General features: G+C 71.2%; 14 protein-coding genes. 9 read left to right on the top strand and 5 right to left on the bottom strand.

Annotated elements, in window-relative coordinates; all coding sequences use genetic code 11:
* Positions 1–125: 125 nt before the first annotated feature.
* Positions 126–614: a M23 family metallopeptidase gene (locus ACZ5D2_RS40130; protein ID WP_371676457.1), complete on the bottom strand. Its 489-nt coding sequence runs from the start codon at positions 612–614 to the stop codon at positions 126–128.
* Positions 615–865: 251 nt separating this feature from the next.
* Between ACZ5D2_RS40130 and rpsB the strand changes: the two genes are divergently transcribed.
* The 9 genes from rpsB (at position 866) to ACZ5D2_RS40085 (ending at position 10646) form a co-directional block, all read left to right on the top strand.
* Positions 866–1744, top strand: coding sequence for a 30S ribosomal protein S2 (gene rpsB / locus ACZ5D2_RS40125; protein ID WP_280918380.1), 879 nt, complete (start codon positions 866–868; stop codon positions 1742–1744).
* A 135-nt stretch (positions 1745–1879) separates the two neighbouring features.
* Positions 1880–2716, top strand: coding sequence for a translation elongation factor Ts (gene tsf, locus ACZ5D2_RS40120; protein WP_266842610.1), 837 nt, complete (start codon positions 1880–1882; stop codon positions 2714–2716).
* Between the two features lie 162 nt (positions 2717–2878).
* Positions 2879–3658: a UMP kinase gene (gene pyrH / locus ACZ5D2_RS40115; RefSeq protein ID WP_280918379.1), complete on the top strand. Its 780-nt coding sequence runs from the start codon at positions 2879–2881 to the stop codon at positions 3656–3658.
* A 96-nt stretch (positions 3659–3754) separates the two neighbouring features.
* Complete coding sequence (frr, locus tag ACZ5D2_RS40110) at positions 3755–4312, top strand: ribosome recycling factor (RefSeq protein WP_030227444.1); 558 nt, start codon at positions 3755–3757, stop codon at positions 4310–4312.
* Positions 4312–5388 carry a phosphatidate cytidylyltransferase gene (locus ACZ5D2_RS40105; RefSeq protein ID WP_371676456.1) on the top strand — a complete coding sequence of 359 codons (1077 nt, stop codon included), beginning with the start codon at positions 4312–4314 and terminating at the stop codon, positions 5386–5388. The genes frr and ACZ5D2_RS40105 overlap by 1 nt, the downstream gene beginning before the upstream one ends.
* A gap of 93 nt (positions 5389–5481) precedes the next feature.
* The gene (gene rlmN / locus ACZ5D2_RS40100) at positions 5482–6594 is read left to right on the top strand and encodes a dual-specificity RNA methyltransferase RlmN (RefSeq protein WP_468936616.1); all 1113 of its coding nucleotides are present in this window, start codon (positions 5482–5484) and stop codon (positions 6592–6594) included.
* Between the two features lie 253 nt (positions 6595–6847).
* Positions 6848–7948 carry a thiamine ABC transporter substrate-binding protein gene (locus ACZ5D2_RS40095; protein WP_468936612.1) on the top strand — a complete coding sequence of 367 codons (1101 nt, stop codon included), beginning with the start codon at positions 6848–6850 and terminating at the stop codon, positions 7946–7948.
* A gap of 56 nt (positions 7949–8004) precedes the next feature.
* Positions 8005–9621 carry an ABC transporter permease gene (locus ACZ5D2_RS40090; RefSeq protein WP_468936624.1) on the top strand — a complete coding sequence of 539 codons (1617 nt, stop codon included), beginning with the start codon at positions 8005–8007 and terminating at the stop codon, positions 9619–9621.
* The gene (locus tag ACZ5D2_RS40085; RefSeq protein ID WP_468936609.1) at positions 9621–10646 is read left to right on the top strand and encodes an ABC transporter ATP-binding protein; all 1026 of its coding nucleotides are present in this window, start codon (positions 9621–9623) and stop codon (positions 10644–10646) included. Before ACZ5D2_RS40090 ends, ACZ5D2_RS40085 begins: the two co-directional genes overlap by 1 nt.
* A gap of 100 nt (positions 10647–10746) precedes the next feature.
* On the opposite strand, the gene ACZ5D2_RS40080 is transcribed toward ACZ5D2_RS40085, so the two are convergent.
* The 4 genes from ACZ5D2_RS40080 to ACZ5D2_RS40065 all read right to left on the bottom strand — a co-directional run bounded on the left by ACZ5D2_RS40080 (position 10747) and on the right by ACZ5D2_RS40065 (position 14374).
* A complete protein-coding gene (locus ACZ5D2_RS40080; protein ID WP_371676453.1) occupies positions 10747–11994 on the bottom strand; it encodes a cytochrome P450 in 1248 nt (415 codons plus the stop codon).
* A 48-nt stretch (positions 11995–12042) separates the two neighbouring features.
* A complete protein-coding gene (locus tag ACZ5D2_RS40075) occupies positions 12043–13437 on the bottom strand; it encodes an NAD(P)/FAD-dependent oxidoreductase (protein ID WP_371676452.1) in 1395 nt (464 codons plus the stop codon).
* Positions 13434–13679: a ferredoxin gene (locus ACZ5D2_RS40070; RefSeq protein WP_371676451.1), complete on the bottom strand. Its 246-nt coding sequence runs from the start codon at positions 13677–13679 to the stop codon at positions 13434–13436. The genes ACZ5D2_RS40075 and ACZ5D2_RS40070 overlap by 4 nt, the downstream gene beginning before the upstream one ends.
* A gap of 89 nt (positions 13680–13768) precedes the next feature.
* On the bottom strand, positions 13769–14374 hold the full coding sequence (locus ACZ5D2_RS40065) for a hypothetical protein (RefSeq protein ID WP_371676450.1): 606 nt from the start codon (positions 14372–14374) through the stop codon (positions 13769–13771).
* Positions 14375–14481 lie beyond the last annotated feature (107 nt).

The following is a 14481-nucleotide window of genomic DNA, read 5'->3' as shown; positions in this document are numbered from 1 at the left end:
GCACGCTGGGCATCAGTGACCGACAACGGCGGAATCTTCGGACCAGGACGACTCATACCCAAACCAACGACAAACCTCTGACTCAGGTCACTAGGCGGTCCCCCCCGTCCTGTGAGGGGCCCGTCCTATGAGGGCCCGGCCGTCGGCAGGAGGCGGGGCGTGGGGCGGGGGAGCAGGGTCAGCGGGTCGAGGTAGGTGTTCTCGCCGGTCAGCAGGCCCCAGTGCAGGCACGGGGCCGGGCAGTGCGAGCCGGCCGTGAGGACCGCGACCTCCTGTCCCGCCGTGACCTCCTCCCCCTCCGCGACCAGCGGCCGCACCGGCTCGTAGGTCGTGCGCCGGCCCCCGGGGAGGGTGAGCGAGAGCACCCCGCGGCCCGCGACCTGCCCGGCGTAGTGCACCCGCCCCGGTCCGACGGCCCGTACCCGCGCCCCCACCGGAGCGGCCAGGTCCACCCCGCGGTGGCCGGCCGCGTAGGGCGTCGGCGGCGGATCCCACCAGCGCGTCACGGACAGCGGCGGGGGCAGTGGCCGGACCGCCGGGACGGGCTCCGGGACGAGGGTCCGGGGCAGGGCGGGGGCCAGCGCCAGCAGCAGGGTGAGCAGCAGTGTCGTCATGCCGACAAGGCTGCCGCGCGCACGGCCGCGGGCGGCCGTGCCTGTGGATGGCCGAAAGGGTGTGGACAACGGCGTCACCCGGCATACCGCCGGGTCCCGTACACTTCTTGTGGCGATCCGGGTCACCGGGTCGACTTCGCACGCCCCAGCATCGGCCGGATCCGGCCTGGTGAACAGCGTCTCTCGGTCCCTCTTCGGGGCAGGGCGCGGCGGGGCGTCAGGAACCAAACCGAGAAAACAAGGAGATGGCCATGGCCGTCGTAACGATGCGGGAGCTGCTGGAAAGCGGCGTCCACTTCGGTCACCAGACCCGTCGCTGGAACCCGAAGATGAAGCGCTTCATCTTCACCGAGCGCAACGGCATCTACATCATCGACCTGCTCCAGTCGCTGTCGTACATCGACCGCGCCTACGAGTTCGTGAAGGAGACCGTCGCGCACGGTGGCTCCATCATGTTCGTCGGTACGAAGAAGCAGGCCCAGGAGGCCATCGCCGAGCAGGCGACGCGCGTCGGCATGCCGTACGTCAACCAGCGTTGGCTCGGTGGCATGCTCACCAACTTCTCCACCGTCTACAAGCGCCTCCAGCGTCTGAAGGAGCTTGAGGCGATCGACTTCGAGGACGTCGCCGCCTCGGGTCTCACCAAGAAGGAGCTCCTGGTCCTCTCCCGCGAGAAGACCAAGCTGGAGAAGACCCTCGGTGGTATCCGCGAGATGTCGAAGGTTCCCAGCGCCGTCTGGATCGTCGACACCAAGAAGGAGCACATCGCGGTCGGTGAGGCGCGCAAGCTGCACATCCCCGTGGTCGCGATCCTCGACACCAACTGCGACCCCGACGAGGTCGACTACAAGATCCCGGGCAACGACGACGCGATCCGCTCCGTCACCCTGCTCACCCGCGTGATCGCCGACGCCGTCGCCGAGGGCCTCATCGCCCGCTCCGGTGCTGCGACCGGTGACTCGAAGCCGGGCGAGAAGGCCGCCGCCGAGCCGCTCGCCGAGTGGGAGCGCGACCTGCTCGAGGGTGAGAAGAAGGCCGACGACGCCGAGGCCCCCGCGGCCGACGCCGCCGTCGAGGCCCCGGCCGCCGAGGCTGTCGAGGCTCCGGCCGCCGACGCCGAGCAGGCCTGACCCACTGAGTGGGCCCGGCGTTCATCCGCCGGGCACTCGCAGCACGGACGATGACGGCGGGGGAGCCGCGCCACGAGCGCGGCGCCTCCGCCGTTCACCCGTAGATCTACGACTTCGAGAGAGAATCACAGACTCATGGCGAACTACACCGCCGCTGACGTCAAGAAGCTCCGCGAGCTCACCGGCGCCGGCATGCTGGACTGCAAGAACGCGCTCGTCGAGGCCGACGGTGACGTCACCAAGGCCAACGAGATCCTGCGCGTCAAGGGCCTGAAGGGTGTCGCCAAGCGCGAGGGCCGTTCCGCCGAGAACGGTGCCGTCACCTCCCTGATCGCCGCCGACGGCACCTCCGGTGTCCTCGTCGAGCTCAAGTGCGAGACCGACTTCGTCGCGAAGAGCCCGAAGTTCCTGGCCGTCGCCGACCAGCTCGCCGCCCACGTGGCCGCCACCTCCCCGGCGGACATCGAGGCGCTGCTGGCGTCCGAGATCGAGGCCGGCAAGACCGTCCAGGCGTTCGTGGACGAGGCCAACGCCAACCTCGGCGAGAAGATCGTCCTGGACCGCTTCGCGGCGTACGAGGGTGCCTTCGTGGCCTCCTACATGCACCGCACCATGCCCGACCTGCCCCCGCAGATCGGTGTCCTGGTCGAGCTGGACAAGGCCGACGCCGACCTGGCCAAGGGCATCGCCCAGCACATCGCCGCGTTCGCGCCGAAGTACCTGACCGCCGAGGACGTCCCGGCCGAGATCGTCGAGTCCGAGCGCCGCGTCGCCGAGGAGACCACCCGCGCCGAGGGCAAGCCCGAGGCCGCGATCGCCAAGATCGTCGAGGGTCGCGTCAACGGCTTCTTCAAGGACGCCACGCTGCTCGGCCAGCCGTACGCCCTGGACAACAAGAAGTCCGTCCAGAAGGTTCTGGACGAGGCCGGTGTCACCCTGAAGCGCTTCACCCGCATCAAGGTCGGCATCTGAGTCCGTCCGTACGCGACGGACACCGGACCCCGGTAGGGTCTGAAGCAGTCGTCCGCGCTCGCGCGAGGCGACCGCAGATCTGACGAGGAGGCCATTGCCGTAGAGGGAACCGCAAGGACCCACCGGCAATGGCCTTCTTCGTATGTGCACGAGGAGATCTCCATGAATCAGGGCGTGGACACCCACACCGCTTCCGACGACAAGAGCGACCACGAGAAGAAGGGTCGCCGCTTCATGCTGAAGCTCTCCGGCGAAGCCTTCTCAGGCGGCGGCGGGCTGGGTGTCGACCCTGACGTCGTGCACGCCATCGCCCGCGAGATCGCGGCCGTGGTCCGAGACGGCGCCGAGATCGCGATCGTCATCGGCGGCGGCAACTTCTTCCGCGGCGCCGAGCTGCAGCAGCGCGGTATGGACCGGGCCCGGTCCGACTACATGGGCATGCTCGGCACCGTCATGAACTGCCTCGCCCTCCAGGACTTCCTGGAGAAGGAAGGCATCGACAGCCGTGTCCAGACCGCCATCACCATGGGCCAGGTCGCGGAGCCGTACATCCCGCTGCGCGCCGTCCGGCACCTGGAGAAGGGCCGCGTCGTGATCTTCGGCGCCGGCATGGGCATGCCGTACTTCTCCACCGACACCACGGCCGCCCAGCGCGCCCTGGAGATCGACGCCGAAGCCCTCCTCATGGGCAAGAACGGTGTCGACGGGGTCTACGACTCCGACCCCAAGACCAACCCGGACGCGGTGAAGTTCGACGCGCTGGAATACAGCGAGGTGCTGTCCCGCGACCTCAAGGTCGCCGACGCCACGGCCATCACGCTGTGCCGCGACAACGCGCTTCCGATCCTGGTCTTCGAACTCCTCGCCGAGGGCAATATCGCCCGCGCCGTCAAGGGTGAGAAGATCGGCACGCTCGTGAGCGACCAGGGCACCCGGGCCTGAGCCCCACCGCGGCCCGGCTCCGGCCGGGCCCGGTCCGGGCGGCTCGCACCGCCCCGCCCGCCTGAACCATCCACATCTGACATGCAGGAGCACGTGGTGATCGAAGAAATCCTCCTCGAGGCCGAGGAGAAGATGGAGAAGGCCGTCGTCGTCGCCAAGGAGGACTTCGCCGCGATTCGCACGGGCCGTGCGCACCCGGCGATGTTCAACAAGATCGTGGCGGACTACTACGGCGCCATCACGCCCATCAACCAGCTCGCCTCCTTCGCGGTTCCCGAGCCGCGCATGGCGATCGTGACGCCGTTCGACGCGTCCGCGCTGCGCAACATCGAGCAGGCGATCCGCGACTCCGACCTCGGTGTCAACCCGAGCAACGACGGCCGCATCATCCGGGTGACCTTCCCGGAGCTCACCGGTGAGCGCCGCAAGGAGTACATCAAGGTCGCGCGCACCAAGGCCGAGGACTCCAAGGTCTCCATCCGTTCCGTGCGCCGCAAGGCCAAGGACGCCCTCGACAAGCTCGTCAAGGACAAGGAAGCCGGCGAGGACGAGGTGCGCCGCGCGGAGAAGGAGCTCGACGACACCACCGCGAAGTACGTCGCGCAGGTGGACGAGCTGCTCAAGCACAAGGAATCCGAGCTGCTCGAGGTCTGATGAACGACTCTCCCTGGGCCGCCGAGCCGGTGGCGGCGGGTCCCGCATACGATGCGCTGGTGGGCCCGCAGACTCGGCCCATGTCCATCGTGCCCGATGCCGCCGGCCGTGATTTCGACGACCGGGAAGCACGCGATCGGGGGGCCGCCGCCTTCGGCGGCCCCCCGTTCCGCACCGAGACGCCGCCGCAGGAGCCCATGCCCAGCCCCCCGCCTCCGCCTTCGCAGGTACCGCAGGACGCCTCCCCGCCGCCGCAGAAGAAGCGCGCGGGGCGGGATCTGCGTGCCGCCATAGGGGTCGGCGTCGGCCTCGGCGCGGTGATCTTCGCTTCGCTGTTCATCGTCAAGGCCGTCTTCGTCGGTGTGATCGTCGTCGCCGTCGTCGTCGGCCTGTGGGAGCTCACCTCCCGGCTCCAGGAGAAGAAGGGCATCAAGGCCCCGCTCGTCCCGCTCGCGGTCGGCGGCGCGGCCATGGTGATCGCCGGATACGTCCGGGGGGCCGAGGGCGCCTGGGTGGCGATGGCGCTCACGGCGCTGGCCGTGCTCGTCTGGCGGATGACCGAAGCGCCCGAGGACTACCTCAAGGACGTCACGGCGGGCGTCTTCGCGGCGTTCTACGTGCCCTTCCTGGCCACGTTCGTCGCGATGCTGCTCACGGCCGACGACGGCCCCCAGCGGGTGGTGACCTTCCTGGTCCTGACGGTGGTCAGCGACACCGGGGCCTACGCGGTCGGCTGGCGCTTCGGCAAGACCAAGCTCGCCCCGCGCATCAGCCCCGGCAAGACCCGCGAGGGACTCTTCGGGGCGGTGGCCTTCGCGATGGCGGCCGGTGCGCTGTGCATGGAGTTCCTGATCGACGGGGGCGCCTGGTGGCAGGGCCTGCTGCTGGGCCTGGCGGTCGCGGTCAGCGCCACCCTGGGTGACCTGGGCGAGTCGATGATCAAGCGGGACCTGGGCATCAAGGACATGGGCACCCTGCTCCCGGGCCACGGCGGCATCATGGACCGGCTCGATTCGCTGCTGCCGACCGCTCCGGTGGTCTGGCTGCTGCTGGCGGCCTTCGTGGGTACGGGCTGACCTGCGGAAAAGCCGGGCGATACGCCGGGCGGTTACTCTTGGAAGGCGCGCTGCTTCTGCGGCGCGCCTTTCGTCTTACAAGGAGTACCCGCCATGGCCCGCCCCGTTCCGGGAGAGCTCACCTTCGTCGCCCCTCGTGGGGCCAAGAAGCCGCCCCGGCACCTCGCCGACCTGACCCCGGCCGAGCGCCGGGAGGCCGTGGCCGCGATCGGTGAGAAGCCGTTCCGGGCCAAGCAGCTCTCCCAGCACTACTTCGCCCGCTACGCGCACGACCCGGCCGAGTGGACCGACATCCCCGCCACGTCGCGCGAGAAGCTCCAGCAGGAACTGCTGCCGGAGCTGATGAACGTCGTCCGGCACATCAGCTGCGACGACGACACCACCCGCAAGACCCTGTGGAAGCTGCACGACGGCACGCTCGTCGAGTCCGTGCTGATGCGCTACCCCGACCGGGTCACCATGTGCATCTCCTCGCAGGCCGGCTGCGGCATGAACTGCCCGTTCTGCGCCACCGGCCAGGCGGGCCTGGACCGCAACCTGTCCACGGCCGAGATCGTGCACCAGATCGTCGACGGCATGCGCGCGCTGCGCGACGGCGAGGTCCCCGGCGGCCCGGCCCGGCTCTCCAACATCGTCTTCATGGGCATGGGCGAGCCGCTGGCCAACTACAAGCGGGTCGTCGGCGCCATCCGCCGCCTCACGGACCCGGAGCCCGACGGCCTGGGCCTGTCGCAGCGCGGCATCACCGTCTCCACCGTCGGCCTGGTCCCGGCCATGCTGCGCTTCGCCGACGAGGGCTTCAAGTGCCGTCTCGCCGTCTCGCTGCACGCGCCGGACGACGAGCTGCGCGACACCCTGGTCCCGGTGAACACCCGCTGGAAGGTCCGCGAGGTCCTCGACGCGGCCTGGGAGTACGCCGAGAAGTCCGGCCGGCGCATCTCCATCGAGTACGCGCTGATCCGCGACATCAACGACCAGGCCTGGCGCGGTGACCTCCTCGGCCGCCTGCTCAAGGGCAAGCGCGTGCACGTCAACCTGATCCCGCTGAACCCGACCCCGGGCTCGAAGTGGACCGCCTCGCGTCCCGAGGACGAGAAGGCCTTCGTCGAGGCCATCGCCCGGCACGGTGTGCCCGTGACCGTACGCGACACCCGTGGCCAGGAGATCGATGGCGCGTGCGGCCAGCTGGCCGCCTCCGAGCGCTAGATTCCGGCCGCGATCGCTCGTAATCGGCCACGGGGTACCCTGTGGCCGGACAACTTCATCATTCCGACAGGGGAGCGCCACAGCGCTGAGAGTGCGGTAACCGTCATCCGCAGACCCTCTGAACCTCGCCCCGGTCATTCGGGGTAGGAAGTTCGGTCATCACTCAAGCTGTTGCGCCCTGCCCGGCGTCCGCTCCCACAGAGCGCCGGGCAGGGCCGCGTCTTCTCCTGGACATCCCAGGAGGAATTCACCAGTGAGCACCACCAAGAAGATCGCGGGCGCAGCGCTCGTGGCCGCGCTGGGCGTCGGCACGCTCAGCGCCTGCGGCGGCGGCGACACCAAGGACAAGCCGGCGGGCGCGAGCGACGCCCCGAAGTCCAAGACGATCACCCTGGTCTCCCACGACTCCTTCAACGTGACCGACACGGTCCTCAAGGAGTTCGAGCAGCAGAGCGGCTACACCGTCAAGGTCCTGAAGTCCGGCGACGCCGGCGCCGCCCTGAACCAGGAGATCCTCACCAAGGGCTCCCCGCGGGGCGACGTCTTCTTCGGCGTCGACAACACGCTCCTCTCGCGCGCCCTCGACAACGGGATCTTCACCCCGTACCAGGCCAAGGGCCTGGACCAGGTCAAGCCGGAGTTCGTGCTCGACCAGCAGCACCGTGTCACCCCGGTCGACTCCGGCGACATCTGCGTCAACTACGACAAGGCCTACTTCGCCGACAAGAAGATCGCCCCGCCGCAGACGCTGGACGACCTGACCAAGCCGGAGTACAAGAACCTGCTGGTCACCGAGAACGCCGCGACCTCCTCGCCCGGCCTCGGCTTCCTGCTCGCCTCCGTCGGCAAGTACGGCGAGGACGGCTGGAAGGACTACTGGAGCAAGCTCAAGGCCAACGGCGTCGAGGTCGTCGACGGCTGGGAGCAGGCCTACAACGAGCGCTTCTCCGGCTCCGCGGGCGGCAAGAAGGCCAAGGGCGACCGTCCGCTGGTCGTCTCCTACGCCTCCAGCCCGCCGGTCGAGGTCCTCTACGGCGAGCCGCAGCCCGCCGAGGCCCCCACGGGCGTGGCCACCGGCACCTGCTTCCGCCAGGTCGAGTTCGCGGGCCTGCTCAAGGGCGCGAAGAACGAGGAGGGCGGCAAGGCGCTCATCGACTTCCTGGTGAGCAAGAAGTTCCAGGAGGACATGCCGCTCCAGATGTTCGTGAACCCGGTGGTCAAGGACGCGAAGCTGCCGGAGGTGTTCACGAAGCACGGCGTGGTCGTCGAGAAGCCGGAAACGGTCGCCCCCGACGCCATCGCCAAGAACCGTGACCAGTGGGTCAAGGCATGGTCCTCGCTCGTCGTGAAGTAGTGCGGGACGGCTCCCCGAAGGCGGGCGGGCGCGCCACCGCCGTCAGGTTCGCCCTGATGGCGGTGCCGCTCGCCTTCTTCGGGCAGTTCTTCGCCTATCCCGTCGCCGCGATCGTGGGGCGCGGGCTCAAGACGGACGAGGGCTGGCAGTTCGGGCGCGTCGGCGAGGTGCTGGCCAGGCCCGACATCGCGGGCGTCCTGTGGTTCACCACGTGGCAGGCGTTCGCCTCCACCGTGCTCACCCTGCTGATCGCCCTTCCCGGCGCGTACGTGTTCGCGCGCTTCGACTTCCCCGGCAAACAACCGTTGCGGGCCCTGGTCACCGTGCCGTTCGTGCTGCCGACCGTGGTGGTCGGATCGGCCTTCCTGGCCCTGGTGGGGCGGGGCGGGCTGCTCGACGAACTGTGGGGCGTCCGGCTGGACACCACCGTCTGGGCGATCCTGCTCGCCCACGTCTTCTTCAACTACGCCGTCGTGGTCCGCACCGTCGGCGGGCTGTGGGCCCAGCTGGACCCGCGCCAGGAGGAGGCCGCCCGGGTCCTGGGCGCCGGGCGGTTCGCCGCCTGGCGACGGGTGACGCTGCCCGCGCTGGGACCGGCGGTGGCAGCGGCCTCGCTGATGGTGTTCCTGTTCACCTTCACCTCCTTCGGCGTCGTGCAGATCCTGGGCGGGCCCGCGTACTCCACGCTGGAGGTGGAGGTCTACCGGCAGACCGCGCAGCTCCTGGACCTGCCGACGGCCGCGGTGCTGACGATGGTCCAGTTCGCCGCTGTCGGCCTGATCCTCGCCGTGCACGCCCGGACCGTGCGCCGTCGCGAGACCGCGCTGCGGCTCGTGGACCCGGCGCACACCGCGCACCGCCCGCGCGGCTGGGCCCAGCGGAGCCTCCTCGGCGGGGTGCTGCTGACCGTGGCACTGCTGATCGTGGCCCCGCTGGCCGTGCTGGTGGAGCGGTCCTTCGACGCGCCCGGCGGGTACGGGCTGGGGTTCTACCGGGCGCTGCAGGACGCGGGTTCCGGGGGCGGAACGTTTCTGGTGCCGCCGCTGGAGGCCATCTGGAACTCCCTGCAGTACGCGCTGGCCGCCACCGCCATCGCCCTGTTCGTCGGAGGGCTCGCGGCCGCGGCGCTGACCCGTCGCGGCGGGTCGTTGGTGCGGGGCTTCGACGCGCTGCTGATGCTCCCCCTCGGCGTGTCCGCCGTGACGGTGGGCTTCGGCTTCCTGATCACGCTGGACGAGCCGCCGCTGGACCTGCGGACCTCGTGGATCCTGGTGCCCCTGGCGCAGGCGCTCGTCGGCGTGCCGTTCGTCGTACGGACCATGCTGCCCGTGCTGCGGGCCGTGGACGGCCGGCTGCGGGAGGCGGCGGCCGTGCTCGGGGCGTCGCCGCTGCGGGCCTGGCGGGAGGTGGACCTGCCGCTGGTGCGGCGGGCGCTGCTGATCGCGGCGGGCTTCGCCTTCGCCGTCTCGCTCGGGGAGTTCGGGGCGACGGTGTTCATCGCCCGGCCGGACCACCCGACGCTGCCGGTGGCGGTGGCCCGGCTGCTGGGGCGGGCCGGGGAGATGAACTACGGGCAGGCGATGGCCCTGAGCACGATTTTGATGCTGGTGTGCGCGGTGTCCCTGCTGCTGCTGGAACGGCTGCGACCCGCCACGACCTCGGGAGAGTTCTGATGACCCTGCTCCGGCTCGACGGCGTATCGGTCCGTTTCGGCGAGCGGGCCGTCGTGGACGCGGTGGACCTGGAGGTCGCCGAGCACGAGATCGTCTGCGTGCTGGGGCCGAGCGGCAGCGGCAAGTCCACCCTGCTGCGGGTGGTGGCCGGGCTGCAGCCCGTGTCCGGCGGGCGGGTGCTGCTCGGTGACGCGGACCAGGCGGCGGTCCCCGTGCACCGGCGCGGGGTCGGTCTCATGTTCCAGGACCACCAGCTGTTCCCGCACCGGGACGTCGGCGGGAACGTCGCCTTCGGACTGCGGATGCGGGGTGCCTCCGGCGGGTCCTCGGCCGCCCGGGTCGCGGAGCTGCTGGAGCTGGTCGGCCTTCCGGGCGCCGAGCGCCGGGCGGTGGCCTCGCTGTCGGGCGGTGAGCAGCAGCGGGTGGCCCTGGCCCGGGCCCTCGCCCCCTCACCGCGGCTGCTGATGCTGGACGAGCCGCTGGGCCAGCTCGACCGGGGGCTGCGGGAACGGCTCGTCGTGGAACTGCGCTCCCTGTTCTCCCGCCTCGGCACCACCGTGCTCGCCGTCACCCACGACCAGGGCGAGGCCTTCGCGCTGGCCGACCGGGTCGTGGTCATGCGGGACGGGCGCATCGCGCAGGCCGGGACCCCGCTGGAGGTCTGGGAGCGGCCGGCCTCCGAGTTCGTGGCGCGCTTCCTCGGCTTCGAGAACGTGGTCCCGGCCACGGTGTCCGGGGGCGCGGCCGCGACCCCGTGGGGGAAGGTCCCGGTTCCCGCCGGGGCGCCGGAGGGCGAGCGGCGGCTGCTGATCCGGCCCGTCGGCGTACGTCTGGGGGCGGACGGACTGGGCTGCGAGGTGGCCTCGCGCACCTTCCGGGGCACCCATGTGGCGCTGCTGCTGAGGCCCGAGGAGGGACCGGTGCTGGAGGCCGAGTGCGGCCTCGCGGGGGCTCCGGCCGTGGGCGACCGGGTCCGGGTGACCTTCACCCCGTCCGAGGTGGTCGTCCTGCCGGGCGGGCCCTGAGGGCCGTGGCCCGCCCGGACCGCCCGGCGCTCTGATCCTCTGATCCCTCGGCGCCCTCGGATCCCTCAGTCCCTCAGGTCCCTCAGCGCCCTCAGCGCCCTCAGGGCCGGATGCCGTCCACGGCGATCGGCAGGTGGCGGGGGCCGCGCAGCACCGCGTTCTGGCGGTACGGGGGCGGGTCGGCCAGCAGCCGGGGGTTCTCCAGCCTGCGGGCCAGCTCGCTCAGGGCCAGCTGGGCCTCCTGCCGGGCCAGCGGTGCCCCGAAGCAGCTGTGGATGCCGCTGCCCAGGCCCAGGTGCTGGATGTCCTCGCGGTCCGGGTCGAAGCGGTCCGGGTCCTCGAACCGCAGGGGGTCACGGTTCCCGGCGGCCAGGACCAGCCACAGCGAGGCGCCCTTGGGGATGGACACGCCCGCCACCTCGATGTCGGCGAGGGTGCTGCGCTGGGGGACCAGCTGCACCGGGGGCTCGTAGCGCAGCAGCTCCTCCACGAGGTTGACGGAGAGCTCCGGCTCGGAGCGCAGCCGGTCGAGGACCTCCGGATGGCGCAGCAGCGTGAGCATCCCGTTGGTGATCAGGTTGACGGTGGTCTCGTGACCGGCGATCAGCAGCAGCGCCGCGGTGCTCAGCACCTCCATCGTCGTCATGGTGCCGTCCGGGCTGTTCCCGGTGACCAGCTCGGAGAGCATGTCGCCGGTCGGGTTCTTGCGCCGTTCCTCGATCAGCCCGGACAGGTACATGCCGAGTTCCATGCGGGAGTCGTGCGTACGCCTCTCGCGTTCCTTGGGGTCCGCGTCCGGATCCGGGTCCAGGCTCGCCGCGAGGGTGTCCGCCCAGACGTGGAAGCGTGCCTCGTCCTCCGGCGGCACGCCCAGCAGCCGGCAGATCACGGTCACCGGGAAGGGGTAGGAGAACTCCTCGACCAGGTCGATCCGTTCGGCGTTGCCGTTCTCCGCGATCTTGTCGATCAGGCCCTTGACGATGTCGTGCAGGTCACCCCGCATGTCGTGGACGCGGTGCGGGGAGTGCGGCGGGCCGAAGGGCCGGTTGGTCATGCGGCGCAGCCGGTCGTGCTCGGGCGGGTCGAGCTTCAGGAAGGACGGCGGAAGGACCGTCTCCTCCTCCTCTCCCGGCTCGGCCAGCGGGTCGTCGGCCGCCGACGCCAGGTTGCGGGCGTCGGAGCTGATCCGCGGATCGTGCAGCAGGGCCTGGATCTCGTAGTAGGTGCTGACGACGAACGGGCCGCTGCCGTCGTGGTAGACCGGTGTCCGGCGGAGCTCCTTGTAGAGCGGGTACGGGTCGGCCCGGTTGGAGTAGTCCAGGATCTGACGCAGGATGTCTTGGGTCATGAGGGGGCCTCGTGCTCCTCGCACTCCTCCGGGGAGGGCGCGTCCGGGTCAGTGGTGCGCGGGGGTGAAGGTCATCCGCCGGTCGGCCGGCGAATAGCCGCTGAGGGTGATGGTCGGGCCGTGCGTGGGCACCGAGGGGTCGGGGAAGTCCGCGGGCATCGGCCGGTTGCCCTCCGGCCTGCGGTCCACGGTGGTGAACGGCGGCGGGAAGGGCGCGGTCTCCTCGATGAGCCGCTCGTAGAACTGCAGCCACCGCGACTGGTCGAAGGTGACGGCGCCGATCACGCGGCCCTGGTACCCGTACACGCCCGTGAACCGGCGCTCGCCGCGCGAGCCCTGGGTGATCATGATCTCCGTGCCCATGGAGGGCACCCCGACCGACTTGATGTTCACGCCGAACTGGGAGGACCAGAACGCCGGCACCCACAGGTGGGGGCGGCGGTCCGTGCTCTCGCTGAGCATGTTGTGCGCGGCGGTCTCCGCCTGCGCGACCGCGTTGCCCCAGTGCTCCAGGGACAGGAACTGGTACCCGAACAGGGCGTGCGGGGAACGTGCCACGTCACCCGCCACGTAGATGTCGTCGGTGACGATGCCCCGGATGTCGAAGGCCCGGCAGCCCGCGTCGCACGCGATGCCGCGGGGGCCCGCGCCCAGCCCGGACCCGGCCAGCCACTCGGTGTTGCGCATGGCCCCGAGGGAGACGACCACCACGTCCGCCTCCAGCGTGGTGCCGTCGGACAGGTGCGCCGCGCGGACCCGCCCGGTGGCGTCGCCCTCCAGCCCCGTCACCATGATCCCGGTGCGCAGGTCCACCCCGTGCTCGCGGTGCATCTCGGCGGCCACCTCGCCGATCACCCCGCCCAGTGCGCCGACCAGCGGTGCGGCGCCCCGTTCGGCGACCGTGACGGGCAGTCCGCGTTCCCGGCAGGCGGAGGCGATCTCGGAGCCGGTGAACCCGGCGCCGATCACCAGCACCCGCCGCGGTCCGGCGGCGAGCTTCTGCTCCAGGGCGGCCGCGTCGTCACGGGTGCGCAGTACGAAGACCCCGTCGAGCGCGGCCTCGTCCGCCTGGGGCCAGGGCCGGGCCCGCACGCCGGTGGCGATCAGGAGCCGGTCGTACTCCACCTCGTTCCCGTCGCCGAGGCGGACCCGGCGGGCCGCCATGTCCAGGCCGGTCGCGGGGACGCCGAGACGCCACTCGGCCCCGATGTCCCGGCGGCGGGGGAGCGCGGTGCCCTCCGGGCCGGCCCGGCCCAGCAGCACCTGCTTGGACAGCGGGGGCCGGTCGTAGGGCTCGTACGGTTCGTCGCCGATCATCGTGAGGGAGCCGGTGAAGCCCTTCTCCCGCATGGTCTCGGCGGCCCGCAGGCCCGCCAGCGAAGCGCCGACGACGACGATGCGCCCCTCGCGCTTGAGCCGCTCCAGGCTGCCGTCGGCGGTCATGACGCGCCTCCGGGTCCGTCCCCGGCATGGCCGTCCGCCAGCTCCAGCAGGATCGCCCGGACCGGGCAGGCGGCCACCGCCCGGGTGACGTTCCCGCGCAGCTCTCCGTCCGCTTCCCCGTCCGCGACCGGGTTCGGGTCGTAGAGCAGCGCTTCGTCACCGTGCATCGCGAACACTTCAGGAGCGAGGAACGCGCACTGGGCGTATCCCTGGCAGCGGTTGAGGTCGACGACAAGCCTCATGAGGCATCAGCCTTTCCGTGGCTCGATCACCCCCGTCACCCCCGACCTCCAGAATGCACGTACCACCCCGGGGTCGCCTGCCGGGAGGACTAGTGCCTGCTCACCCGCAGGATGTACCCGCTGACGGCCAGCGCCCAGACCGGGAAGAGCAGCTCGGACCAGGGCAGGGAGGAGCCGGCCAGCAGCAGGAGGAGGCCCGCCGCGAAGCCCAGCAGGACCAGCGGCCGCGGGAAGACGCCGAGGCGCCTGCCGATGGTCGAGGTCGCGAAGACGAACACGGCCGCCATCCGCATCCCGTACGTCGTCAGCACCGTGTAGGCGAAGGAGCGGCCGAAGCCGGACGACGTCGTGCTCTCCTGGAGGACGGTGCCCGCCGCGGCCGCGGCGACGAACAGGGCGGCCGTGAAGACGAAGCCGCTGCCCAGGAAGACGGTGGCGACGAACCGGTCCTCGGCGTCCCCGGTGTGGGCGCGCAGGGCGCCCATGAACCAGAGGAAGAAGATCCCCGCGAACGGGACGATCTCCAGCGCCGCGCTCACCGCCCAGCGCCGGTCGGGATCCACGGGGGCGTGGGCGGCGTCCGACGGGAGCGCGTAGCGGACCAGGACGATCGAGGCCGCCAGCAGCAGCGCGAAGAGCACCCCGGCCGCACCCGCGGCGCGCGGCGTCTCCATCCGGGCGGTGGTGGTCTCCATGCACCCAGCAAGCGGCAGCGGGGGGGGGGGGGGGGGGGGGGGGGGGGGGGGGGGGGGGGGGGGGGGGGGGGGGGGGGGGGGGGGGGGGGGGGGGGGGGGGGGGGGGG

This window comes from Streptomyces sp. NPDC031479 (assembly GCF_055581065.1).
Note: the sequence above shows the minus strand (reverse complement) of the source record. Positions and strands in the feature narration are given on the sequence as shown.

Bases quoted from the DNA above. Each gene is read 5' to 3' on its own strand.
- pyrH (WP_280918379.1), top strand. From the start codon at position 2,879: ATGAATCAGGGCGTGGACACCCACACCGCTTCCGACGACAAGAGCGAC.
- ACZ5D2_RS40065 (WP_371676450.1), bottom strand. From the start codon at position 14,374: ATGGAGACCACCACCGCCCGGATGGAGACGCCGCGCGCCGCGGGTGCG.
- tsf (WP_266842610.1), top strand. From the start codon at position 1,880: ATGGCGAACTACACCGCCGCTGACGTCAAGAAGCTCCGCGAGCTCACC.
- rpsB (WP_280918380.1), top strand. From the start codon at position 866: ATGGCCGTCGTAACGATGCGGGAGCTGCTGGAAAGCGGCGTCCACTTC.
- ACZ5D2_RS40090 (WP_468936624.1), top strand. From the start codon at position 8,005: ATGGCGGTGCCGCTCGCCTTCTTCGGGCAGTTCTTCGCCTATCCCGTC.
- ACZ5D2_RS40130 (WP_371676457.1), bottom strand. From the start codon at position 614: ATGACGACACTGCTGCTCACCCTGCTGCTGGCGCTGGCCCCCGCCCTG.
- ACZ5D2_RS40070 (WP_371676451.1), bottom strand. From the start codon at position 13,679: ATGAGGCTTGTCGTCGACCTCAACCGCTGCCAGGGATACGCCCAGTGC.
- rlmN (WP_468936616.1), top strand. From the start codon at position 5,482: ATGGCCCGCCCCGTTCCGGGAGAGCTCACCTTCGTCGCCCCTCGTGGG.
- ACZ5D2_RS40085 (WP_468936609.1), top strand. From the start codon at position 9,621: ATGACCCTGCTCCGGCTCGACGGCGTATCGGTCCGTTTCGGCGAGCGG.
- ACZ5D2_RS40075 (WP_371676452.1), bottom strand. From the start codon at position 13,437: ATGACCGCCGACGGCAGCCTGGAGCGGCTCAAGCGCGAGGGGCGCATC.
- ACZ5D2_RS40105 (WP_371676456.1), top strand. From the start codon at position 4,312: ATGAACGACTCTCCCTGGGCCGCCGAGCCGGTGGCGGCGGGTCCCGCA.
- ACZ5D2_RS40080 (WP_371676453.1), bottom strand. From the start codon at position 11,994: ATGACCCAAGACATCCTGCGTCAGATCCTGGACTACTCCAACCGGGCC.